Source organism: Rhodobacter calidifons, assembly GCF_011174775.1.
Lineage (GTDB): Bacteria > Pseudomonadota > Alphaproteobacteria > Rhodobacterales > Rhodobacteraceae > Tabrizicola > Tabrizicola calidifons.
Map to the genome: position 1 here is coordinate 117223 of NZ_JAANHS010000001.1, position 22123 is coordinate 139345.

General features: G+C 67.1%; 22 protein-coding genes. 12 read left to right on the forward strand and 10 right to left on the reverse strand.

Annotation, left to right across the window (positions count from 1 at the left end):
* Positions 1-16 precede the first annotated feature (16 nt).
* The 10 genes from G8O29_RS00610 to G8O29_RS00655 all read left to right on the forward strand — a co-directional run bounded on the left by G8O29_RS00610 (position 17) and on the right by G8O29_RS00655 (position 11932).
* Positions 17-895, forward strand: a complete 879-nt coding sequence (locus G8O29_RS00610) for an ABC transporter permease (protein ID WP_166401295.1) — start codon at positions 17-19, stop codon at positions 893-895.
* A 76-nt stretch (positions 896-971) separates the two neighbouring features.
* A complete protein-coding gene (locus G8O29_RS00615) occupies positions 972-1799 on the forward strand; it encodes an ABC transporter permease (RefSeq protein WP_207623619.1) in 828 nt (275 codons plus the stop codon).
* Between the two features lie 188 nt (positions 1800-1987).
* Positions 1988-3322 carry a glutamine synthetase family protein gene (locus tag G8O29_RS00620; RefSeq protein WP_166401297.1) on the forward strand — a complete coding sequence of 445 codons (1335 nt, stop codon included), beginning with the start codon at positions 1988-1990 and terminating at the stop codon, positions 3320-3322.
* A gap of 130 nt (positions 3323-3452) precedes the next feature.
* Complete coding sequence (locus G8O29_RS00625; protein ID WP_166401298.1) at positions 3453-4160, forward strand: type 1 glutamine amidotransferase; 708 nt, start codon at positions 3453-3455, stop codon at positions 4158-4160.
* Between the two features lie 36 nt (positions 4161-4196).
* The gene (locus G8O29_RS00630) at positions 4197-5552 is read left to right on the forward strand and encodes a glutamine synthetase family protein (RefSeq protein ID WP_166401299.1); all 1356 of its coding nucleotides are present in this window, start codon (positions 4197-4199) and stop codon (positions 5550-5552) included.
* Positions 5552-6856 (forward strand): NAD(P)/FAD-dependent oxidoreductase, encoded by a 1305-nt coding sequence (locus G8O29_RS00635; RefSeq protein ID WP_166401300.1) that lies wholly within the window; start codon positions 5552-5554, stop codon positions 6854-6856. Before G8O29_RS00630 ends, G8O29_RS00635 begins: the two co-directional genes overlap by 1 nt.
* A gap of 89 nt (positions 6857-6945) precedes the next feature.
* Positions 6946-8877: a DNA primase gene (gene dnaG / locus G8O29_RS00640; RefSeq protein WP_166401301.1), complete on the forward strand. Its 1932-nt coding sequence runs from the start codon at positions 6946-6948 to the stop codon at positions 8875-8877.
* A gap of 76 nt (positions 8878-8953) precedes the next feature.
* Positions 8954-10948 (forward strand): RNA polymerase sigma factor RpoD, encoded by a 1995-nt coding sequence (gene rpoD / locus G8O29_RS00645; RefSeq protein ID WP_166401302.1) that lies wholly within the window; start codon positions 8954-8956, stop codon positions 10946-10948.
* 218 nt (positions 10949-11166) lie between these two features.
* Entirely contained in the window at positions 11167-11550 is a 384-nt protein-coding gene (locus G8O29_RS00650) for a type II toxin-antitoxin system death-on-curing family toxin (protein ID WP_166401303.1), read from the forward strand.
* Between the two features lie 16 nt (positions 11551-11566).
* Complete coding sequence (locus G8O29_RS00655; protein WP_166401304.1) at positions 11567-11932, forward strand: hypothetical protein; 366 nt, start codon at positions 11567-11569, stop codon at positions 11930-11932.
* A gap of 29 nt (positions 11933-11961) precedes the next feature.
* Here the strand turns inward: G8O29_RS00655 and G8O29_RS00660 are convergent, their stop codons facing one another.
* The gene (locus G8O29_RS00660; protein WP_166401305.1) at positions 11962-13107 is read right to left on the reverse strand and encodes an alpha-D-ribose 1-methylphosphonate 5-triphosphate diphosphatase; all 1146 of its coding nucleotides are present in this window, start codon (positions 13105-13107) and stop codon (positions 11962-11964) included.
* 103 nt (positions 13108-13210) lie between these two features.
* Between G8O29_RS00660 and G8O29_RS00665 the strand changes: the two genes are divergently transcribed.
* Positions 13211-13882, forward strand: coding sequence for a DUF1045 domain-containing protein (locus tag G8O29_RS00665; protein ID WP_367890109.1), 672 nt, complete (start codon positions 13211-13213; stop codon positions 13880-13882).
* Here G8O29_RS00665 and phnN read toward each other — a convergent pair.
* From phnN to phnG, 7 genes are all read right to left on the reverse strand, one after another.
* On the reverse strand, positions 13864-14403 hold the full coding sequence (gene phnN, locus G8O29_RS00670; RefSeq protein WP_166401307.1) for a phosphonate metabolism protein/1,5-bisphosphokinase (PRPP-forming) PhnN: 540 nt from the start codon (positions 14401-14403) through the stop codon (positions 13864-13866). The genes G8O29_RS00665 and phnN overlap by 19 nt on opposite strands.
* Complete coding sequence (gene phnL / locus G8O29_RS00675) at positions 14400-15083, reverse strand: phosphonate C-P lyase system protein PhnL (protein ID WP_166401632.1); 684 nt, start codon at positions 15081-15083, stop codon at positions 14400-14402. The genes phnN and phnL overlap by 4 nt, the downstream gene beginning before the upstream one ends.
* Before the next feature lie 68 nt (positions 15084-15151).
* The gene (phnK, locus tag G8O29_RS00680; RefSeq protein WP_437440790.1) at positions 15152-15928 is read right to left on the reverse strand and encodes a phosphonate C-P lyase system protein PhnK; all 777 of its coding nucleotides are present in this window, start codon (positions 15926-15928) and stop codon (positions 15152-15154) included.
* Between the two features lie 5 nt (positions 15929-15933).
* Positions 15934-16860, reverse strand: coding sequence for an alpha-D-ribose 1-methylphosphonate 5-phosphate C-P-lyase PhnJ (locus G8O29_RS00685; protein WP_166401309.1), 927 nt, complete (start codon positions 16858-16860; stop codon positions 15934-15936).
* The gene (locus G8O29_RS00690; RefSeq protein ID WP_166401310.1) at positions 16857-18047 is read right to left on the reverse strand and encodes a carbon-phosphorus lyase complex subunit; all 1191 of its coding nucleotides are present in this window, start codon (positions 18045-18047) and stop codon (positions 16857-16859) included. Before G8O29_RS00690 ends, G8O29_RS00685 begins: the two co-directional genes overlap by 4 nt.
* On the reverse strand, positions 18047-18601 hold the full coding sequence (gene phnH, locus G8O29_RS00695) for a phosphonate C-P lyase system protein PhnH (protein ID WP_166401633.1): 555 nt from the start codon (positions 18599-18601) through the stop codon (positions 18047-18049). Before phnH ends, G8O29_RS00690 begins: the two co-directional genes overlap by 1 nt.
* Before the next feature lie 83 nt (positions 18602-18684).
* The gene (gene phnG / locus G8O29_RS00700; protein WP_166401311.1) at positions 18685-19128 is read right to left on the reverse strand and encodes a phosphonate C-P lyase system protein PhnG; all 444 of its coding nucleotides are present in this window, start codon (positions 19126-19128) and stop codon (positions 18685-18687) included.
* A 119-nt stretch (positions 19129-19247) separates the two neighbouring features.
* Between phnG and phnF the strand changes: the two genes are divergently transcribed.
* A complete protein-coding gene (gene phnF, locus G8O29_RS00705) occupies positions 19248-19958 on the forward strand; it encodes a phosphonate metabolism transcriptional regulator PhnF (protein ID WP_166401312.1) in 711 nt (236 codons plus the stop codon).
* Here phnF and G8O29_RS00710 read toward each other — a convergent pair.
* Together G8O29_RS00710 and phnE are read right to left on the reverse strand one after the other, a co-directional pair.
* On the reverse strand, positions 19949-20623 hold the full coding sequence (locus tag G8O29_RS00710) for an LbetaH domain-containing protein (RefSeq protein WP_166401313.1): 675 nt from the start codon (positions 20621-20623) through the stop codon (positions 19949-19951). The two genes, phnF and G8O29_RS00710, sit on opposite strands and share 10 nt — an antisense overlap.
* 174 nt (positions 20624-20797) lie before the next feature.
* Positions 20798-22123, reverse strand: coding sequence for a phosphonate ABC transporter, permease protein PhnE (phnE, locus tag G8O29_RS00715; protein ID WP_166401314.1), 1326 nt, complete (start codon positions 22121-22123; stop codon positions 20798-20800).

Genomic DNA, 22123 nt, shown 5'->3' on the forward strand with positions numbered 1-22123 from the left:
CTGACGGGACCTGCGAATGTTCGAGTTCTGCGCTGATCCGAAAGCCATCGAGGGCCTGACCTGGGCCGTCTGCTATCTGACCTCGGCCAAACACATCCAGTTCTACTGGTCCTTCGTGACGGTCCTGCTGCTTCTGGCCATCACGGCGCCCGCGGCCCTTGCGATGGGCTTCGTGGGGGCCACCGCCGCGCGGTCGCATGTCGCTCCGGTCAGCTGGCTGGGCAAGATCTACATCTGGATGGTGCGCGGGGTGCCCGACATCATCTTCTTCCTGTTCTTCGTCATCGCGCTGGATCAGATCATCGAATACGGCAAAAGCCTGATCGTCTGCGAAAACCACGCCTGGCCCTGGCAGGGACTTGAATTCCGCGTCTGCCCCGAAGCCAAGGTGCCGCTGGCCCGGTCCTCGGCCTTCTGGCACCAGGCCTATGGCTTCATGCTGGCGGTCGTCACCTTCGCCATCGTCTTCGGCGCCTTCGTCGCCAATGTGATCTACGGCGCGATGCAGGCCGTGCCCCGCGCGCAACCGGAAACCGCCGAGGCCTACGGCATGAGCCGGGCCCAGACCTTCCGCCGCATCCTCATTCCGCAGATGTGGATCTACGCCCTGCCCGGCCTCGGCAATCTGTGGATGATCCTCATCAAGGCCACGCCGCTCTTGTTCCTGCTGGGGGTCAGGGACATCGTCTATTACGCCCGCGAACTGGGCGGGTCGAAGACCCAGGCCTACGAATACCCGCACGGCGACTGGCGGCTGTGGTATTTCCTGGCGCTGATGGTCTTCTACCTGGCCTTCACCCGCGTCTCGGAAATCGGCATCGCGCGGATCACCCGCAAGCTCAGCCATGGCCAGGCCACGGCAGGCGGCGAGGCCCTGCGGAGGGCCGGCGCATGAGCGTGCAAAAGTTTTCGAAAACTTTTGCAAATTCCTTCGAAGGAATTTGTCCCGCCGGGGAGACCGGCGCATGAGCATGACCTGCTGGGAAACCATCCAGGCCTATGGCCTGCGCTCCATCGGGATCGGCGAGAACCTCCTGCCGCGGTCCGACTTCACGCTGTGCCAGCAGTTCACCCTGATCGGGTCGGGGATGCTGTGGAACCTCTACTTCGGCATCCTGGCGCTGCTGGCGGGGTTCTTCCTGGCAAATGCGGTCGCGCTGGCCAAGTCCGCGCGCAACCCCTGGATCCGCAAGCCTGCCGAGTGGTTCGTCTTCATCTTCCGCGGCTCGCCCTTGTTCATCCAGTTCTTCCTGGCCTACGAGGCGCTGGTCCTTCTGCCCAAGGGCGGGATCGACATCCTGGGGATCTACCTCAACACCGCCTGGACCACCCGGGCCTGGGCCGGCGCGCTTCTGGTCCTGTTCCTGAACACCGCCGCCTATTCGGCCGAGATCTTCCACGGCGCGCTGAAATCGATCCCCAAGGGCGACCTCGAGGCCGCCGAGGCCTACGGCCTGACCGGCTGGAAGAAATTCATCCGCATCGAATGGCCCACCATGCTGCGCCTTGGCTGGCCCGCCTACACCAACGAGGCGATCTTCCTGTTCCACGCCACGACGCTGGTGTTCTTTTCGGGCTTCCCGGCCTTCGGGCAGAAGGGCGATGCGCTCTATTACGCGAAGTATTTTGCCGACAAGACCTTCAACCCCTTCATCCCCTATCCGATCGTCGCCTTCTATTTCATCCTGCTGACCCTCGCCGTCACCACGTTCTACGGACAGATCAACAAGCGGCTGAACCGGCACCTGCCCTCCAACAGCCGAAGCAGAATCCGCTTGCGTCCGAACCTGATCCGGTAGTAGGCTGGATTTGATCAAATTATCCGGGCACCCGCCCGGACCCGCGGAAACGCCGAAAAGAAGGCCTGCGGGGGAAAAGATCGAAACCAGGGGAAGGGCCAAGGGCATGGTCCCATCCTGCGCAGGGGGCAGCCACGGCTGGCTGCGGGCGCGGGCAGATCGTGCCGTGACCTTGCGACGACATGAACATGAAAGACTACCTCAGAAAGCACCCCGACGTGCGGACCATTCGCGTGGCCGCCGCGGACCTCAACGGACAGGCGCGGGGCAAACGCGTGCCGGCCCGCTTTGCCGAGAAGGTCGTGAAGGACGGAACGCGGTTCCCCTTCTCGGTCCTGAACCTCGACATCTGGGGCGAGGACATCGACGACAGCCCGCTGGTCTTCGAACAGGGCGACCAGGACGGGGTGTTGAAACCCACCGAACGCGGCTTCATGCCGATGCCCTGGCTCGAGGCGCCGACCGCGCTTTTGCCGATCTGGATGTTCCGCGAGAACGGCCAGCCCTACGAGGGCGACCCGCGCCATGCGCTGCGCGCTGTGGTGGACCGCTACAAGGCCCGCGGCCTGACGCCGGTCTGCGCGATGGAGCTGGAATTCTTCCTGATCGACGACTCGGGCAAGACGCTTCAGGTCCCGCCCTCGCCCCGCTCGGGCAAGCGCCGCAAGGCGGCCGAAACGCTGTCGATCCGGGCGCTGGACGCCTTCGACACCTTCTTCACCGACCTCTACGACGCCTGCGAGGCGATGGACATTCCGGCCGACACCACGACGTCGGAAACCGGCCTTGGCCAGTTCGAGGTCAACCTGATGCATTGCGACGACGCGCTGCGCGCCGCCGACGATGCCTGGCTGTTCAAGATGCTGGTCAAGGGCCTGGCGCGCCGGCACGGCTTCGCCGCCAGCTTCATGGCCAAGCCCTATGCCGACTATTCCGGGTCCGGCCTGCACACGCATTTCTCGGTGATCGACGAAAAGGGCGACAACATCTTCGACAGCGGCGGACCCAAAGGCACCGCGCAGCTGCGCCACGCCGTTGCGGGGTGCCTGGCGGCGATGCACGATTCCACGCTGCTCTTCGCGCCGCATCTGAACAGCTACGAACGCCTCGTGCCGGGCCGGCATGCCCCGACCGCGATCTCATGGGGCTATGAGAACCGCACCGCAGCCATCCGCATCCCGGCCGGCAACCCCGCCGCGCGGCGCATCGAACACCGGGTCGCGGGCGGGGACGTGAACCCCTACCTGATGCTCGCCGCGATCCTGGGTGCTGCCCTGACCGGCATCGAGGACGAGGTCGAACCCCCGCCCGCCGTGACCGGCAACGCCTATGCGATGGACCTGCCGCAGATCCCCTCGACCTGGGAAGCCGCGATCGACGCGTTCGAACATTCGGACGTGCTGTCCCGCTTCCTGCCGAAGGAACTGATCCGCAACATGGTGCAGACCAAGCGGCAGGAACTGCACTACATCGCCGAACTGTCGCCCGAGGAAAGGGTGGAACTTTACCTCGACACCGTCTGACCGCTCCTCGGTTGCCTTCGGCCCTCGTCGCTGCCCGCGCCGCGCCAAGAGACGCCGAAGGCGCAAGACGAGCCCCCTTGACCAATCCACCCCGGCGCACCCACCTTGAGGCAAAGCGAAGGACAAGACGATGCAGATCGGCATCCTCCAGACCGGCGAAAGCCCCGACGCACTGCGCCACCAGGGCGACTACCCGGATTTCTTCGAGACCCTGCTTGCCGGCAAGGGCCTGACCTTCCGCCGCTGGGCCGTCCTGCGCAATGAATTTCCCGGGTCGGTGCACGACTGCGACGGCTGGCTCATCACCGGCTCGCGCCATGGCGCTTATGAACCTCACCCCTGGATCCCGCCGCTTGAGGATTTCATCCGCGCCGCCTATGCCGCGCATGTCCCTGTGGTCGGGATCTGCTTCGGCCACCAGATCATCGCCCAGGCCATGGGCGGCAAGGTAGAGAAATTCGCCGGCGGCTGGACAGTCGGACCCACCGAATACGATTTCGGCGACCGGACCTATACGCTGAACGCCTGGCACCAGGACCAGGTCGTGAAGAAGCCCGAGATGGCGAAGGTCCTCGCCTCGACCGCGCTTTGCGAAAATGCGGCGCTCCTCTATGACGACCGCATGTTCACCGTCCAGCCCCACCCCGAATTCCGCAAGGAGTTCATGGAAGGGCTCATCAAGCACCGGGGGCCGGGTCTGGTCCCCGACGCGCTTCTGGCCGATGCCACCCAACGGCTTGACACGCCGCTCGACAGCCCGTCGATGGCCGACCGGATCGCGGACTTCTTCCTGACCCGCCAAGCCAAGACAACCGGGGCCGAGAAGCTCCGCGCCTAGACAGCGCGGGGGCCACCCCCAACCAACGTGTGACATATGTCCAAATGGACCGACCAGCTGCCCGAGGCAGCGCGCGACTACATCGGCAACCGCCGGGTGGACGAGGTGGAATGCATCATCGGCGACATCGCCGGGGTGGCGCGCGGCAAGGCGATGCCTGCCGCGAAATTCGCCAAGCAGACCAGCTACTTCCTGCCGAATTCCATCTTCCTTCAGACGATCACCGGCGAATGGGCCGACAACCCCTTCGACGCCTTCACCGAACCCGACATGATCCTGGAGCCCGACTGGTCCACCGCCACCGCCGCGCCCTGGACGGCGGACGTGACGCTTCAGGTGATCCACGACGCCAAGGACCAGCAGGGCAACCTCGTCCCCTTCTCGCCCCGCAACGTGTTGCGCCGGATCGTCGATCTTTACGCCGCGCAAGGCTGGCGCCCGGTGGTCGCGCCCGAGATGGAATTCTTCCTCACCGCCCGCAACATCGACCCCAACCAGCCGGTGATCCCGCCCATGGGCCGATCCGGCCGCCGGGCAGCTGGCAAGCAGGCCTATTCCATGTCCGCCGTTGACGAATACGGCAAGGTCATCGACGACATCTACGATTATGCCGAAGCCCAGGGGCTGGAGATCGACGGCATCCTCCAGGAAGGCGGCGCGGGCCAGATCGAGCTGAACCTCGCCCACGGCGACCCGATCCGGCTGGCCGACGAGGTCTTCTTCTTCAAGCGCCTGATCCGCGAGGCGGCCCTGCGGCATGACTGCTTTGCTACCTTCATGGCCAAGCCAATCGCCGGGGAACCCGGATCGGCGATGCACATCCACACCTCGGTCGTGGACACGAAAACCGGCAAGAACATCTTCGCCGGACCGAAGGGGGTGGAGACACCGGAATTCCTGCATTTCATCGGCGGATTGCAGAAACACCTCGGCGCCGCCGTCGCCCTGTTCGCGCCATACGTCAACAGCTACCGCCGCTACGTCCCCGACTTCGCCGCGCCCATCAACCTGGAATGGGGCCGCGACAACCGCACCACGGGCCTGCGTGTCCCGATCTCCGGCGCCTCGGCCCGCCGGGTGGAGAACCGCCTGCCGGGCATGGACTGCAACCCCTACCTCGGCATCGCGGCCACCCTCGCCTGCGGCTATCTCGGCCTGATGAACAAGACCGAGGCGCGGCCCGAATTCACCGGCTCGGCCTATATCGATTCGGAAGACATCCCGGTGAACCTCGGCGACGCGCTGGACCTTCTCGACGAGGACGAGGCGCTGAAGGACGTGATGGGACAGGATTTCATCAAGGTCTATGACAGCGTGAAACGGAACGAATACAAGGAGTTCCTGCAAGTCATCAGCCCGTGGGAGAGGGAGCATCTGCTCCTCAACGTCTGATGGTCGACCTTCTGCACGCGAACGACCGGCGGGGGGAATGGCCGGCCAGCTACTATGCTGCGACGGCCGCGCCCATCGACCGCTTTCCGGTCCTGAAGGGCGCGACCCGGGCCGATGTCTGCGTGGTCGGCGGGGGCTACACAGGCCTGTCGGCGGCGCTGCACCTCGCGCAGCGCGGTTTCGACGTGGTGCTGCTGGAAGCGCATCGCGTGGGCTTCGGCGCCTCGGGCCGCAACGGCGGTCAGGTGGGCTCTGGCCAGCGACAGGATCAGGTCTGGCTGGAAAGGACCGTGGGGCGCGAAAACGCCCGCCGCCTGTGGGATCTGGCCGAGGAAGCCAAGACCCTGGTCAAATCCCTCATCCGCGACCACGCCATGCCGGTCACCTTCCACCCGGGCATCGCCCACGCCTGCCGGTCAGAAGCCGAGGTCCGCGACGCCCACGCCTATGCCGAGAAGCTGAGACGCGACTACGGCTATCAGCATCTCGAACCGCTGGACAGAACCGGTATCCGGCGGCTGATCGGATCGACCGAATATGTCGGCGGCGAGATCGACCGCGACGCGGGCCACCTGCATCCGTTGAACTACGCCATCGGCCTTGCGCAGGCTGCCGCGAAGGCGGGGGTCCGCATCCACGAACTTTCGGAAGTCCACCGCGTCGAACCCGGCCCGCGCCCGGTGGTCCGCACGCCCTCGGGCCACGTCGACTGCGCCACGGTGATCCTGGCCGGGAACGGCTACCTTGGCCAGCTTTCCCCCAAGGTTTCGGCAAAAGTCATGCCGATCAACAACTTCATCGTCGCAACTGAACCATTGGGTGAAGCGGCGCGCGACCTCCTCTCCGAACCCGTCGCCGTGGCCGACACCCGTTTCGTGGTGAACTACTGGCGGCTCTCCGAAGACAACCGCCTGCTCTTCGGCGGCGGAGAATCCTACGGCTACCGCTTCCCCGACATCATCAGGACCGTCTCGAAACCCATGCTGAAGGTCTATCCGCAGCTTGCGAAAACCCGGATCGACTATGCCTGGGGCGGCACCCTCGCGATCACCGTGAACCGGATGCCCTGCTTCACGCGTCCCGGTCAGAACATCCTCTCCGCCTCCGGCTATTCCGGTCACGGCGTCGCGATGGCCACCCTTGCGGGCAAGCTGATGGCCGAAGCCGCCGCGGGCCAGATGGAACGCTTCGACCTGATGGCCTCGGTCCCGCAATACCGCTTCCCCGGCGGGGCGCTGTTGCGCTGGCCGCTCCTCGTCACCGCCATGACCTGGTATGCGATGCGCGACCGGCTGGGTCTCTAGGGTTCTTCATCTGTCCGAAAATATCCCGGGGGTCCGGGGGCTGGCCCCCGGGGGCTGCACCCGGCGCGCGATCTGATATAAGCAGAGCCATGCCCCTGCCGAACGGATTCCTCGACGAACTGCGCACCCGGGTCACCCTGTCCTCCATCGTGGGCAGGAAAGTCACCTGGGACATGCGCAAGTCGAACCTGGCCAAGGGCGATTTCTGGGCCCCCTGCCCCTTCCATCAGGAAAAGACCGCCAGCTTCCACGTCGATGACCGCAAGGGGTTCTACTACTGCTTCGGCTGCCATGCGAAGGGCGATGCCGTCACCTTCGTGAAAGAGTCCGAAAACCTCGGCTTCATGGAGGCGGTGGAAATCCTCGCCCGCGAGGCCGGGATGCAGATCCCCGCCCGCGACCCGGGGGCCGCCGAACGCGCCGACCGCCGCACGCTTCTGCAACAGGTGATGGACGAGGCGGTGAAGTTCTACCGCCTGCAACTGAAGACCGCCGCCGGGGCCGACGCGCGCAGTTACCTCGCGCAGAAGCGCCGCCTGACCGAAGCAGCCTGGGACCGCTGGGACATCGGCTGGGCGCCGAACAACCGCCACGCCCTGAAGGACGCCCTCGCGGCCAAGGGAATCGCGCCGGACCTCATGGTGGCCTCCGGCCTTGTCGCCAGGGCCGACGACGGCAGCCTGTACGACCGCTTCCGCGGGCGCATCATCTTTCCGATCAAGGATACCCGAGGCCGCCCGATCAGCCTTGGCGGGCGCGCGCTCGACCCCAATGCCCCGGCGAAATACCTCAACGGCCCGGAAACGGACCTGTTCGACAAGGGCCGCACCCTCTTCAACCACGCCCCCGCGCGCGAGGCGGCGGGCAAGGGCAAGCCCCTGATCGTCGCCGAAGGCTACATGGACGTGATCGCCCTGTCCGAGGCCGGATTCACCGCCGCCGTCGCCCCCCTCGGCACCGCGATCACCGAGGATCAACTGCGGATGATCTGGAAGATCAGTGACGAGCCGATCATGGCGCTGGACGGCGACAAGGCCGGGATCGCGGCGGCCCAACGGGTCATCGACCTCGCCCTGCCGCTCCTCGAGGCCGGAAAGGCGCTGCGCATCGCCATCCTGCCGGGGGGCATGGACCCCGACGACCTTCTGAAGGCGCAAGGCGCGCCCGCGATGCAGGCGGTGCTCGACCAGGCGAAGCCGATGGTGCAGCTTCTCTGGCAGCGCGAGACCGAGGGCCGCGTCTTCGACAGCCCCGAACGTCGCGCCGCGCTGGACAAGGTGCTGCGCGGCCACCTCGCACGCATCACCGACCCCTCGATCCGCAGCCACTATGCCGACGAGATAAAGCGCCTGCGGCTGGACCTGTTCGGCACGGCGCAGTATCGACCCTTCCAGCCCGGCCCGTTCCGTCCCGGTCGCGGCCGATTTGCGCCCCCGGGCGGCGCGCTTGCCTCCACCCGTTCCTCGCTTCTGGCCCAGGCGCAAGGCCCCGTCGAAGAAGCCCTGCGCGAGGCGGTGATCCTGGCCACGCTGATCCTGCACCCCGCGCTGATCCACCGCTTCGAAAGCGCGCTTGAACGGCTGGACCTGACCGGCGAGGACCACGAGATGCTGCGCCAGATGATCCTTGCGGGCGCCGACATGCCGGACCTGCGTGCGAAGATCGCCCAATCCGCGCCTGCGGCCCTTGACGCACTCCTCTCGCGTCCCCATGTCGCCATCGCACCCCCGGTCCGCAACACCCAGGACGACGAGCTTGCAGCGCTCTGCCTTGCCGAGGAACTGGCCAAACTGGAAGCCCGCCGGGGCGCACGCCGCGAGATCGAAGATGCGATGGAGGATATGGACGGCCTGCCCGACGAAGGCCTGACCTGGCGGCTTTCCCAGGCCGCCGAAGCCCGCCATCGGTCGGAAAAAGGCGGCATCACCGACAGTTCGGACCTCGGCGAAGACCGCACCGCCCTGTCAAGACATCTGCAATCCCTGATCGATAGCCAGGTCTGGGTCAAGAAAAACCGCTGATTCGGCCTTTCCCCCGGTCTGATTCGCGTTATTGATTCGACCAGCCTTGCACCGATTCGCCCCCGATGGAGACCCCATGGCCCTCAAGGACACCGACGACGCCAAGCCGGAAACCGATGACGCGGATGTTTCGCTCGACATGAGCCAGGCGGCGGTCAAGAAGATGATCGCCGACGCCAAGGAGCGCGGCTACATCACCTATGACCAGCTGAACACGGTCCTGCCGCCGGATCAGGTGTCCTCGGAACAGATCGAGGACGTGATGTCGATGCTGTCCGAAATGGGCATCAACATCATCGAGGACGAAGAGGTCGAGGACGGCGAGGCGCCTGCGGGCGAACTGGTCGAAACTTCCACCAGCCGCGAGATCGCGGTTGCCGGGACCACCGCCGAGACGCTGGACCGCACCGACGACCCGGTGCGGATGTACCTGCGCGAGATGGGCAGCGTGGAACTCCTCTCCCGCGAGGGCGAGATCGCGATCGCCAAGCGGATCGAGGCCGGCCGCAACACGATGATCGCGGGCCTCTGCGAAAGCCCGCTGACCTTCCAGGCCATCATCATCTGGCGCGACGAACTCCTGAACGAAGAGATTCTCCTGCGCGACGTCATCGACCTCGAGGCAACCTTCGGCCGCAGCCTTGACGGCGAGGAGGGCGAGATGGACGGCCCGGCGCTGGACGAGGTGGGCGTCGGCCAGGCAGCCCCGCGCCGGGCCTCCAGCGCCGAGCCCGAACTGGATGCTGATGGCAACCCGATCATCGCCGAGATGGACGAGGACGAGGATGACGAGGCCTCGAACATGTCGCTGGCGGCGATGGAGGCCGCGCTGAAGCCGCGCGTGCTGGAAACGCTGGACCTGATCGCGCGCGATTATGACAAGCTGGCCGCCATGCAGGAAAGCCGCATGAACGCGACGCTGTCGTCGTCTCAGCGGTTCTCGACGGCGGACGAGGCCGCCTATCAGAAGCTTCGGTCAGAGATCGTGCTTCTGGTCAACGAGCTGCACCTGAACAACAGCCGGATCGAGGCGCTGATCGACCAGCTTTACGGCATCAACAAGCGGATCATGTCGATCAATTCGGCCATGGTGAAGCTGGCCGATGCCGCGCGGATCAACCGGCAGGAATTCATCCAGGAATACCAGGGGTATGAGCTGGACCCGACCTGGCTCGACCGAATGGCGCAGAAACCGGGCCGCGGCTGGCAAGCGCTGATCGAACGCTCGCGCGACAAGGTGGAGGAGTTGCGCAACGAGATGGCGCAGGTCGGCCAGTATGTCGGCGTGGACATCAGCGAATTCCGCCGGATCGTGAACCAGGTCCAGAAGGGCGAGAAAGAGGCGCGTCAGGCCAAGAAGGAAATGGTCGAGGCCAACCTGCGTCTGGTGATCTCGATCGCCAAGAAATACACCAACCGCGGCCTGCAATTCCTTGATCTCATTCAGGAAGGCAACATCGGCCTGATGAAGGCCGTGGACAAGTTCGAATACCGCCGGGGCTACAAGTTCTCGACCTATGCCACCTGGTGGATCCGCCAGGCGATCACGCGCAGCATCGCCGATCAGGCCCGCACGATCCGCATCCCGGTCCACATGATCGAGACGATCAACAAGCTGGTGCGGACGGGCCGCCAGATGCTGCACGAGATCGGCCGCGAGCCCACGCCCGAGGAACTGGCCGAGAAGCTCCAGATGCCGCTGGAGAAGGTCCGCAAGGTGATGAAGATCGCCAAGGAACCGATCTCCCTGGAAACGCCCATCGGCGACGAGGAAGACAGCCAGCTTGGCGATTTCATCGAGGACAAGAACGCGATCCTGCCGCTGGATTCCGCCATTCAGGAAAACCTGAAGGAAACCACGACCCGCGTGCTGGCCTCCCTCACGCCCCGCGAGGAACGTGTCCTGCGGATGCGCTTCGGCATCGGGATGAACACCGACCACACGCTGGAGGAAGTGGGCCAGCAGTTCAGCGTGACGCGGGAACGCATCCGGCAAATCGAAGCAAAGGCGCTGCGCAAATTGAAGCACCCGAGCCGGAGCCGGAAGCTGAGGTCGTTCCTGGATCAGTAAGGGCCTGCGAATATGCCAAGTTTCGAGAAGACTTCGAAGCGGATCGCCGATCCAACGTCTCGCGCGCTTGACGAGCCGCAAGGCTCCAGCACGAAAGCCAAGGCGCGCGCAGCTTCTGCGCTGACGCAAAAGCCCGCAAAGGTCAGTCTGGGGTCCGAGCGGGTCATCAGGGCCATATCGCGTAAGCATCACGACGCGTTGAAGCGCCTTGTGAACCGGTGAGCCATTACCGTGTGACGCTTGCCGATGTGTTGGCGGCGCATGATGAAGCCCTGACCTACGGTGGCCGGGGCGGCATTGTCAGTCTGGATGCAATCCAGTCGGCAATCGGCAGGCCATATTCAGGTTACCACCGTCCGATTCATCGCAAGGCCGCGGCCCTCCTGCACGCTCTGGTTCAGAACCACGGTTTCGTCGATGGCAACAAGCGCTCGGCGCTGATCGTCACGCTCTTGATGGTGGAACGCAGCGGATACGAAATTCGATTGGCTGAAGAAGAATGGATCGACGATATCGTGGTGTCAGTTGCCGAAGGTGCGACCGATTTAGACGCTCTCGCGCAATGGTTCAAGCTGCGTCTGGTCAAGTCTGACAATCGCTGATCCGCCCTTCCCCACCTTGCGCCCCCTGCCCCATCACCGCACACTCCGCCCGGACCGGAGGCCCGAACTCACCCTCTCCCAACCCCTCGAAACCCTGGCCTTCACCCCCTGGCCCGGCATCGGCAACGACATCTGGGAAACCGTCGCCTTCCCGAACGAAGGCTACAGCTACGAGGTCTGGACCAGCGTCACCCGCGACCCGGAGGCGACCGGCGGCCTGCGCGGCGGAGTCACCGTGCGGCAAGGCGAAGCCATCATCGCCCGGCTGACCTGCGACCCCGACACGCCCAGCCAGTCGCTGGACGTGATCTACGACCTCAAGGAGTCCATCGGCCAGTGCTGGGATTTCACCAGCCGGTCCTGGCAGACCAGCTGCGGCTAGAGAGGCCGGAGGCCACGGGCCCCGCGCGATCAGCCGACCCGGTTGCCCTGCACCCAGACGCCGCGAATGGCGCCCGCCTGACCGATCCTCGCCACCCGCACGATGTCGGCCCGGTGGCCCTCGACAAGCGCCCCGCGGTCGTCAAGGCCCACCGCCCGGGCCGGCGCGGCGGTGACCGTGGCAATCCCCCGCGCCACGTCGCCCCAGAGGTCCCCCAGCATCAGCGCCGCCGACAGCAGCGACGAGGGCACATAGTCCGACGACACGATGTCCAGAAGATCAGCCTCGGCCAGGTCCTGCGCCGCGACATTGCCGGAATGGCTGCCGCCGCGGATCAGGTTCGGCGCCCCCATCATCACCTTGATGCCATGCGCCTGGCAGGCCTCGGCCGCCTCGACGGTGGTCGGGAACTCGGCGAAATGCGCGCCATGCGCGGCGGATTGCACCACATGGTCCGGCTCGGTGTCGTCGTGGCTGGCCAGCACCGCACCATAGCGGCGGGCAGCGGCGACGGCGGCGGCCTCGTGCGCCGCCCCCAGCCGCGCCCGCAGCGCCTTCTGCGCGGCGACATGCGCCTCCCAGTCGGCCTCGGAAATTCCGTATTTGCCGACATAGTAGTCCTTCAGCTTCGAGACATCGCGGAACTGCCGCGCGCCCGGCGTGTGGTCCATCAGACTGACGATGCCGATCCGGTCCTCGGGGCCGAACTTGTCCAGCTCCTCGATCAGGGTTTCGGAACAGACCTCGGCCCGCAGGTGCAGGAAATGGCTGATCTTCAGGGCGCCACCCGCGCGCAGGCCCAGGATCTCGTCGGCCAGCGCCCGGGCATATTCGCCATAGTTCATCCTGGTGTTCGACACGACCGACCCCACCCGCAGCGCGTCGAAGACCGTGGTGATGCCGACGCTGGCCAGCTCGGCGTCATGCGCGATGATCGCGGCGGCATGCGGCCAGTCCACCTTGGGACGCGGCTGGATATGGCGTTCCAGGTTGTCGGTGTGGAGCTCGATCAGCCCCGGCATCACCAGGTCGCCGCCGCAGTCCACCGCGCCGTGGGGCACGCCCGTACCCTCGGCAATGTCCTGGATGCGGCCATCGACAACGCGCAACTGCCCGCGCAGGGTTTCGGTCGGCAGCACCAGGGTCGCGTTGGCCAGGATCGTCTCGGTCGTCATGTCATGCTCTCTTGTCTTGCGGTCCGTCTGCGGCTGGCGTCTGCTGACACAGATCCGTCACGCGCAAGTGACAATCGCCCGCTAGGCCCCGCCCATGGACCAGATGAAACGCTTCGCCGTCTACTATGCTCCGCGCCCCGGCGCCCTCGCCGATCGCGCGAATGAATGGCTCGGCCGCGATCCGGCCACCGGCCGGACGCTGACCCAGCCCGATCTGCCGGGCCTGCCCGCAACCGCCACGTTCACCGCCGACCCGCGCCGCTACGGATTTCACGGCACGATCCGCGCGCCCTTCCGGCTGGCCGAAGGCGTGACGCCCCAGGCCGCCGCCGCCCATGTCGCCGCACTGGCCGCGCGTCTGGCGCCCGTCACCTGCGAAGGCCTGCGGCTGGAGAACCTGCACGGCTTCCTCGCCCTGACCCCCGAGGGCTGCGAGGCGGCCCTTCTCGACCTTGGCGCTGCGGTGGTCGAGGGCACGAACGCCCTCCGCGCCCCCCTGACCGCGGCCGAGATCGCCCGCCGCCGCCCCGAAACCCTCACGCCCCGCCAGCGCGACCTGCTGCACCTTTGGGGCTATCCCTATGTGATGGAGGAATTCCGCTTCCACCTCACGCTGACCGACCGGCTGGCCGATCCCGCCCCGGTGATGGCGGCGCTTGCCGCGCATTTCGCCGACGCCCTGCCCCGGCCCTTCCAGATTCAGGACCTGTGCCTTTTCGGCGAGGATGCGGACGGCCACTTCCATCTTCTCCACCGCTATGCCCTGACCGGCTGAAGCGCGGCCAGAAGCCGCGCGGTGCCGATCTCGGGACTGGCATCGTTCACCACCGTCTGGAAGGCGATCCCCGGCGGCATCTCGAAGGCGGCCCGGGACAGCCTTGCGCGGATGTCCTCGGCGCTTTCGCGGCCCCGCGCGGACAGGCGGGCCGCCAGAACGATGTCGGGTGCCGTCACCAGGATCACCCGCAGGCCCGGAAAGACCCGGACGGCCTCGGGCAGCGCGGCGCGGCTGCCGTTGAAGATCACCGCGACCGGACCTTCGACCTCTGCCCTCGGGATACCGTAGGACAGGCCATGCGCCTCCCAGGTCAGCGCAAAGGCGCCCCGGTCGCGGCGGCGGGCGAACTCGTCCTCGGTGACGCCCTCGAACTCCTCGCCCCCGGCCTCGGAGGGCCGGGTGATGACCCGGCGCACCAGCCGCAGGTCGGGCCGCGCGGCCAGCGCACCGCGAAGCAGCGTGTCCTTGCCCGCCCCCGAGGGCCCGACCACGGCAAAGATGGCCGGCACCAGGCTCATGCCGCGACGCTGGGCGTGAAGCCGGTGACGTCCACCAGCCGGTCGCAGACGCGCGCCCGGGCGGCCTCGTCGTGGAAGATCCCCAGGATCGCCGCGCCGCGCGCCTTGGCTTCCTCGATCAGGCCCAGCACCACCTCGCGGTTGGCGGCATCCAGGCTGGCGGTCGGTTCGTCCAGCAGAAGCGCCGGATAGGCATGGGCAAAGCCCCGCGCGATGTTGACCCGCTGCTGCTCGCCGCCCGAGAAGGTGGTGGGCGACAAGGGCCAGAGCCGTTCGGGGATGTTCAGCCGGGACAAGAGCGCCGCGGCCCGGTTCCGCGCCTCGGCGGCCGGGATGCCAAGGGCCAAGAGCGGCTCTGCCACCACATCCAGCGTCGGCACGCGGGGGACGACGCGCAGGAACTGGCTGACATAGCCCAGCGTTTCGCGGCGCAGCCGGATGATCTCGCGCGGAGAGGCCCTTGCCACATCGACCCCGGCGACGATCAGGCTGCCCGAGGCCGCCAGGTAATTGCCATAGACCATCCGCATCAGCGTGGACTTGCCCGCCCCGGACCGGCCGACAAGGCCGACACATTCCCCGGGCGCCACGGTCAGCGCAGCACCCGCCATCACCGGGATCACCGCGCCGCCCTGGTTGTGCAGGGTAAAGCTCTTGGCCAGATCATGCACCTCGATCATCGGACGTTCCTTCATCTGTCCAGAAATATCCCGGGGGGTGCGGGGGGCTGGCCCCCCGCCGCGCCATCTCACACCTGAAGCACGGACGAGACCAGAAGCTGCGTATAGCCGTGCTGCGGGTCGTCCAGCACCTGGTCCGTCAGGCCCTGTTCGACCACGCGCCCCGATTTCATCACCATCAGCCGATGCGCCAGCAGCCGGACCACGGCCAGGTCATGGGTCACGATGATGACCGACAGGCCGAGGTCGCGGACAAGCCCGCGCAACAGGTCCAGAAGCCGCGCCTGCACGCTGACGTCCAGCCCGCCGGTGGGTTCGTCCATGAACACCAGCCGCGGCGATGTGACAAGGTTCCGTGCGATCTGCAACCGCTGCTGCATCCCGCCCGAGAACGCACTTGGCCGGTCGTCGATCCGGTCCGGCGCGATCTCGACCCGGCCCAGCCAGTCCAGCGCCTTGCCGCGGATCTCGCCATAGTGCCGCGCGCCCACTGCCATCAGCCGCTCGCCCACATTGCCGCCGGCGCTGACGCCCATGCGCAACCCGTCGCGCGGGTTCTGGTGGACATAGGCCCAGTCGGTGCGCGACAGGCGCCGGCGGTCGGTCTCGCTCATCGCCAGCACGTCGCGCCCGTCATAGGTGATCCGGCCCAGGTCGGGGCGCTGATGGCCCGCAAGGCAGGACAGCAGCGTGGACTTGCCCGAACCGCTTTCGCCGACGATCCCCAGCACCTCGCCGGGATAGAGGTCGAAGGACACATCCGCACAGCCGATGCGAGGGCCATAGCGTTTCGTCAGACCCTCGACCCGCAAGAGCGGTTGATCCGTCACGGCCATGCGCTCCATCATCGTCATCGCGCGCCCTCCGTCCCGGGCCAAATTCCTTCGAAGGAATTTGCAAAAGTCTTCGAAGACTTTTGCCCTGCGCCCAACCGACCCGCATGGCCCTTCGCCCGCCGCCCGGCGCAGAAATCGGTGTCGGAACAGACGAACATCCGCCCCCCCTGATCGTCGGTGATCACCTCGTCCAGATAGCTGTCCTGCGCGCCGCAGAGGTCGCAGTCATGCGGCGCCTTCGAGGTCTCGAACGGGTGATCGTCGAAATCGAGGCTGACAACCTCGGTCCAGGGCGGCAGCGCATAGATCCGCTGCTCGCGCCCCGCGCCGAACAGCTGGATCGCCGGATTGCCCGACAGCTTCGGATTGTCGAACTTCGGGATCGGCGAGGGGTCCATCACATAGCGCCCCTCGACCTTCACCGGATAGGCGTAGCTGGTCGCGATCTGCCCGTGGCGCGCGATGTCCTCATACAGCTTGACATGCATCAGCCCGTATTCCTCCAGCTCGTGCATCTTCCGCGTCTCGGTCTCGCGCGGTTCCAGAAAGCGCAGGGGTTCAGGGATCGGCACCTGATAGACCAGGATCTGGCCCGCCTTCAGAGGTGTTTCCGGGATGCGGTGACGGGTCTGGATCACGGTCGCCTCGGTGGTGGCCTCGGTCGTGGCCACCCCGGCGGTGCGCTGGAAGAAGCGGCGGATCGAGACCGCATTGGTGGTGTCGTCCGCGCCCTGGTCGATGACCTTCAGCCGGTCCTCGGGCACAAGGCAGGCCGCCGTCACCTGCACCCCGCCCGTGCCCCAGCCATAAGGCATCGGCATCTCCCGGCTGGCGAAGGGCACCTGATAGCCCGGCACGGCGATGCCCTTCAGGATCGCGCGGCGGATCATCCGCTTGGTCTGTTCGTCGAGATAGGCGAAGTTGTAAGCCTGATCGGTCATTCCGCTGCCTCCCGCAGTGCCGCCGCCTCGGCCCGCAGCTTGCGCACCAGCTCCAGCTCCGCCTGGAAATCGACGTAGTGCGGCAGCTTGATGTGTTCCAGGAACCCCGTGGCCTGGATGTTGTCGCAGTGCATCAGGACGAACTCCTCATCCTGTGCCGGGGCGCCGGTGAAATCTTCGCCCAGCTCCTGCCAGCGCAGGGCGCGGTCCACCAGGCTCATCGCGATGGCCTTGCGTTCCGACTGGCCCATGACAAGGCCATAGCCGCGCGTGAACTGCGGCGGCTCGGTGCGGCTGCCCTTGAACTGGTTCACCGTCTCGCACTCGGTCAGCTCGATCTCGCCGATCTCGACCGCGAAGCCCAGTTCCGGGATCTCGACCTCGACCGCGACCGTGCCGATGCGCAATTCGCCCACGAAGGCATGGGTCCGGCCATAGCCGCGCTGGGTGGAATAGGCGAGGCCGAGCACAAACCCCTCATCCCCCCGCGCCAGCGCCTGCAACCGCAAGGCGCGGTCGGCGGGAAGCTCCATCGGCTCGCGCGTCAGGTCGGGAGGTGTCCGATCGCTCGCCTCGGCGGTCTCGATCAGGCCGTCCCGGTTGAGGAAGCCGGTGACATGCGGCAAGCGGGGTGCCCCCCCACCCCATCCCTCCCCCACGCGGGGGGAGGGAGGCGCATCGCTTGCAGCGTCTGGCGGAGCAGCCGGGCCGGGAGCCTCCCCTCCCCCCGGTGGAAAGGGGATGGGGCTGAGGGGCGCCGCGCCGGTCGGCGGCTCGCCCTCGGCCATCAGCGCGAAGTCCAGCAGGCGGTGGGTGTAGTCGAAGGTCGGGCCCAGCACCTGCCCGCCCGGCAGATCCTTGAAGGTCGCCGAAATCCGCCGGTCCACCGCCATCGCCCCGGTTGCAACTGGCCGGGAAGCCGCAAGGCGCGGCAGCGTGGTGCGGTAGGCGCGGATCAGGAAGACCGCCTCGATCAGGTCGCCGCGGGCCTGCTTGATCGCCAGGGCGGCCAGGTCGGGGTCGTACAGCGAGCCCTCGGCCATCACCCGGTTCACCGCCAGCTTCATCTGTTCGCGGATCTGCGGGATGGTCAGTTCCGGGACCGCAAGGTCGCCCCGGCGTTCCTCGGCCAGCCACTGGTGCGCATTGTCGATGGCGCGTTCGCCACCCTTCACGGCGACATACATCAGATATTCTCCACACGGGTGGACCTGGGCAGACCGGCGATCCGGTCGCCGGCGGTGAACAGGCAGTCGAAGCCCAGGGGAAACAGCGCCCGGTTGGCGCGGAAGGCAGCGGTTTCCGGCAGGTTCAGCCAGGTCGCCGTCTCGATCCCCGGTCCCGTCAGGGCGGGGCCATGGTTCACCAGCCGGTCGCATTCCACGATCAGCGTGGCCGAGCGATCGGGGTAATCCGGCTGGCCGATCCGGAAGCGCGTGACGGGTTGCAGCGCCTCCCAGCGGCCAAGGGCGAAATCCGCCGTCTCGGCCGGGGCCAGCGGCGCGCCGATGTGAAAGGCCACCCAGTCCCGCACGGGCGGGCAATCGGCGGCGCCGGCCAGATGCAGCCGCGTGGTGGGATCGCAAAGCACCAGAAGCGCCACCCCCGCCGCGACCGACAGCGGCGCGGGGGGCCGGGCACCCGCCACCTTCCGGATGGTGCCGGGACGCGCCATCGCCTCCAGAACCTCGCGGAAGGCGCGGGCCGACTGGACCGGGGCATCGGCGAAGCCGCCGGACAGGGCCTCGCTCCGGGCCTCGCTCCGGGCCTCGCTCGGGGCCTCGCTCTGGGCCTCGCTCTGGGCTGCGGATGGGGTTGCGGCGCTCAATTGTCCTCTCCCCGGACCATGGTGAAGAACTCGACCTTCGTCCCGGCGGCCTTCGCGGCGCGGGCCGCGCGGCGCGCCTCGGCCTCGGCCTGCAAGGGGGCGATCACCCGTGCGGCAAGGTCCGCCGCCGCATCGGTCTGCATCAGCGCGTCGATCACCGCGGCGCGGCGGGCATGGTCCTTGTCGCGGCCCTGCACCCAGGCATGGCCGACCGGACCGCTGCCCAGCCGGACCGAGCAGCGCGTGACCGTCATCTCGCCCAGGTTGAACGCCGCACCCGTGCCGCCCGTCCTGCCACGCACCATGACCGCACCCACCTCGGGCGCGCGCAACAGATCATGCGGCGGCAGGCTTGGCATCAGGTCCGCCAGCCGCGCGGGCGGGGCCTTGGCAAGCGTTGCGATCCAGGCCTTGCGGGCCTCGGCGGAAGATGGGGTCATGGCCACCTCGACATCTGGAAGGGGTTGTCCAATACTCTATACAACTATACAAATCATAGACGACTTGACCGGCAAGGCCAACCGGAGAGTTGTGAAGTTTTCATGACGGGGGGAACCTGATGAAGGATGCGCTCTGGGCGGCCATTGCCGCCACGCTGCGGGCCGAGATCGCGGCCGGGCACTACCGGCCCGGTGACCGGCTGCCGACCGAAGCGGCGCTGTCCGCCCGGTTCGGGGTGAACCGTCACACGGTGCGCCATGCGCTGTCCGCGCTGGCCGAGGCCGGGCTGGTCCATTCCCGGCGCGGCTCGGGCGTCTTTGTCGCGCAGCGCCCGACCGACTATCCGCTGGGCCGCCGGGTGCGGTTCCACGAGAACCTGCTGGCGGCCGGCCACACGCCCTCGCGCCGGATCAGCCGGATCGAGACGCGCCCCGGCGACGCCGAGGAGGCGCGCGCGCTGCGGCTGCGCGCGGGCGATCCGGTGCATGTGGTGGAAGGCGTCTCGCTGTCGGACGATCAGCCCATTGCGGCCTTCCGCTCGGTCTTTCCCGCCGCCCGCTTTCCCGATCTGCCCGGGGCCCTGCGCGAGACGCAGTCGATCACCCGGGCGCTGGCCGCGCTGGGGCTGGCGGATTACACCCGCTCCGAGACGCGGATCACCGCGCAGCTGGCCGATCCCGTGCTGGCGCTGGCGCTGACCGTGCGGCCCGGCGCTCCGGTCCTGCGGACCGTGGCGCTGAACGTGGATCCGAAGGGCCTGCCGGTCGAACACGGGCAGACCTGGTTCGCGGGGGAACGGGTGACGCTGACGGTGGCCGATCAGGCGTGATGCTTTTCCAGGAAGGCTTCGGCCTTCAGCCTGCGGAAATCCTCCAGCGCCGCGCGCAGCCGGTCGTGCGGCCAGTCCCACCAGGCCAGCGCCAGCAGCCTGTCGATCACCCCCGGCGCAAAGCGTGCGCGCAAGGGCCGTGCCGGGCAGCCCGCGACGATCATGAACGGCGCCACGTCCCTGGTCACCACCGCGCCGGCAGCCACCACGGCCCCGGCGCCCAGCGTGACCTCGGGCTTGATGATCGCGCCATGGCCGATCCAGCAGTCGGGGCCAAGCGTCGTGCGCCGCGCCGCGCGGGCGGCGAAGAAGGCCGGATCGTCCTCGGCATCGTCCCAGTAATAGGACGACCGGTAAAGGAAATGGTGCTGGGCGGCGTGGGTGTAGGGATGGTCGGTCGGACCGATCCGCGTCATCGCCGCGATGTTGGCAAAGCGCCCGACCGTGGTGTTGGCGATGTCGGCGAAGCGGTCGCAGTAGGCATAGGCCTCGAAGGTCGTGTTCAGGATGCGGGCGCCTTCGCCGACCTCGGTCCAGGCCTCGAAACGGGAATTCACGACCTGGGCGGTGGGATGGATCACCGCGCCCTCGGGGGACAGGCGCGCGCCGCGCGTGGCCGGGGCTTCGCGGTCCGTCTTTTCAAGGGGTTGGCTGCGGGCATTCATGTTCGGTTAGCCTTGATGCGCTGCGCCCGGGGCGGGCGGTTTTCAAGCGGAGCGCCTGCGGCGCAAGTCCTTTGTCTCGTCGTCGGGCTTCGCCTCCTCCTCGGGCGATGGGGGTTTCACCCCCAAACCCTCACGATAGTCGGGCAAAGACGAAAGGCAGCGGCAGCGCGGGTCCTAGCTGCCCTTGATCAGCTTGCGGCGCAGCCAGCCCGAGAGGCTGTCCATCAGCATGACCATCAGGATGATGAGGACCATGTAATAGGCCACTTCCTCCCAGTCCTTCTGGGTGAGGATCGCCTGGGTCAGCAAGAGCCCGATCCCGCCGCCGACGATGGCGCCGATCACCGTGGCGCTGCGGGTGTTCGATTCCAGATAGTACAGAACCTGGGCCAGAAAGACCGGCATGATCTGCGGGATCACCCCGAAGCGCGCGCGCTGGACCGCGTTCGCGCCGGTGGAGCGGACGCCTTCCACCTGCTTTTCATCGATGTTTTCCAGGGCTTCCGAAAACATCTTGCCAAAGCTGCCGGTGTCGGTGATGGCGATGGCGATGGCGCCGGTCATGGGTCCTGGACCGAAGGCGCGGGACAGGATGATGGTCCAGATCAGCCCGTCCACACCGCGGATGAAGTCGAACACCCGGCGCGCGGCGGCGCGGAAGATGCCCAGCGGCATGAAGTTGCGCGCAGCCAGGAAGGACAGCGGCAGCGCGACCAGCGCGGCGGTCATCGTGCCGAGAAAGGCCATCAGGATCGTCTCGAAGATCGCCCAGGCCACGTCGCCGTGCCGCCACATGCGGTTGTTCCAGAACTCGGACAGCATGTAGCCGAGATTGGACCTGTCGGCCGCGATGCGGTCGCCCCAGAGCGCCAGGCCCGCCAGCTCGCCCGGGGACTTGCCGTAGAACGGGCTGTCCAGCGTGAAGAACCACAGCTCCCAGCCGGCCTGATAGCGGAAGGTTTCCACCTTGGACCGCGTGTAGTTGAACCGCCCCGCCGGCGTGGTCACGGCGATGCGGTTTTCGGCCGCGTTGATCCAGGACGGCAGCGGCTCGGGCGCGGTCAGGACCGGGCGGCCGTCCACCTCGCGGATGTCGATGGTGCCGTAGCCGGGAACGACATAGCGGGCGCCGGCGTCGTCATAGGTGACGACATGGCCCTGCCCGAGGTCGATCGTCGTCACGCCGCCGGCGACGCTGACCCAGTCGGGCAGCATGCCTTCGGGATAGGTGCCCTTCGCCTCGCCCTCGATGGCGACGGTCAGCTTGCCGTTGCGGTTGTCGCGGGTGACATGGGTCTTGTGCGACCAGAAGTCGGACAGAAGGATCGCGGCATTGTCGAACCGCGCGCGGTTCACCAGGCCCGCGACATCGAAGCTGATCGCGGCATAGACCAGATAGGCGATGATCGCGGCCGGAATGGCAAAGGCCATGCGGCGCCGGGCGGCGAAGCGGCGGGTCACGGTCTCGGCCAGCGAGGGGGCCATTGCGGTTGCGGTCAT

Bases quoted from the DNA above. Each gene is read 5' to 3' on its own strand.
- G8O29_RS00690 (WP_166401310.1), bottom strand. From the start codon at position 18,047: ATGTATGTCGCCGTGAAGGGTGGCGAACGCGCCATCGACAATGCGCAC.
- G8O29_RS00610 (WP_166401295.1), top strand. From the start codon at position 17: ATGTTCGAGTTCTGCGCTGATCCGAAAGCCATCGAGGGCCTGACCTGG.
- phnN (WP_166401307.1), bottom strand. From the start codon at position 14,403: ATGAGCCTGGTGCCGGCCATCTTTGCCGTGGTCGGGCCCTCGGGGGCG.
- phnL (WP_166401632.1), bottom strand. From the start codon at position 15,083: ATGATCGAGGTGCATGATCTGGCCAAGAGCTTTACCCTGCACAACCAG.
- G8O29_RS00685 (WP_166401309.1), bottom strand. From the start codon at position 16,860: ATGACCGATCAGGCTTACAACTTCGCCTATCTCGACGAACAGACCAAG.
- G8O29_RS00615 (WP_207623619.1), top strand. From the start codon at position 972: ATGACCTGCTGGGAAACCATCCAGGCCTATGGCCTGCGCTCCATCGGG.
- dnaG (WP_166401301.1), top strand. From the start codon at position 6,946: ATGCCCCTGCCGAACGGATTCCTCGACGAACTGCGCACCCGGGTCACC.
- G8O29_RS00635 (WP_166401300.1), top strand. From the start codon at position 5,552: ATGGTCGACCTTCTGCACGCGAACGACCGGCGGGGGGAATGGCCGGCC.
- rpoD (WP_166401302.1), top strand. From the start codon at position 8,954: ATGGCCCTCAAGGACACCGACGACGCCAAGCCGGAAACCGATGACGCG.
- phnE (WP_166401314.1), bottom strand. From the start codon at position 22,123: ATGACCGCAACCGCAATGGCCCCCTCGCTGGCCGAGACCGTGACCCGC.
- phnG (WP_166401311.1), bottom strand. From the start codon at position 19,128: ATGACCCCATCTTCCGCCGAGGCCCGCAAGGCCTGGATCGCAACGCTT.
- G8O29_RS00630 (WP_166401299.1), top strand. From the start codon at position 4,197: ATGTCCAAATGGACCGACCAGCTGCCCGAGGCAGCGCGCGACTACATC.
- phnK (WP_437440790.1), bottom strand. From the start codon at position 15,928: ATGGAGCGCATGGCCGTGACGGATCAACCGCTCTTGCGGGTCGAGGGT.
- G8O29_RS00625 (WP_166401298.1), top strand. From the start codon at position 3,453: ATGCAGATCGGCATCCTCCAGACCGGCGAAAGCCCCGACGCACTGCGC.
- phnF (WP_166401312.1), top strand. From the start codon at position 19,248: ATGAAGGATGCGCTCTGGGCGGCCATTGCCGCCACGCTGCGGGCCGAG.
- G8O29_RS00665 (WP_367890109.1), top strand. From the start codon at position 13,211: ATGAAACGCTTCGCCGTCTACTATGCTCCGCGCCCCGGCGCCCTCGCC.
- G8O29_RS00660 (WP_166401305.1), bottom strand. From the start codon at position 13,107: ATGACGACCGAGACGATCCTGGCCAACGCGACCCTGGTGCTGCCGACC.
- G8O29_RS00620 (WP_166401297.1), top strand. From the start codon at position 1,988: ATGAAAGACTACCTCAGAAAGCACCCCGACGTGCGGACCATTCGCGTG.
- G8O29_RS00710 (WP_166401313.1), bottom strand. From the start codon at position 20,623: ATGAATGCCCGCAGCCAACCCCTTGAAAAGACGGACCGCGAAGCCCCG.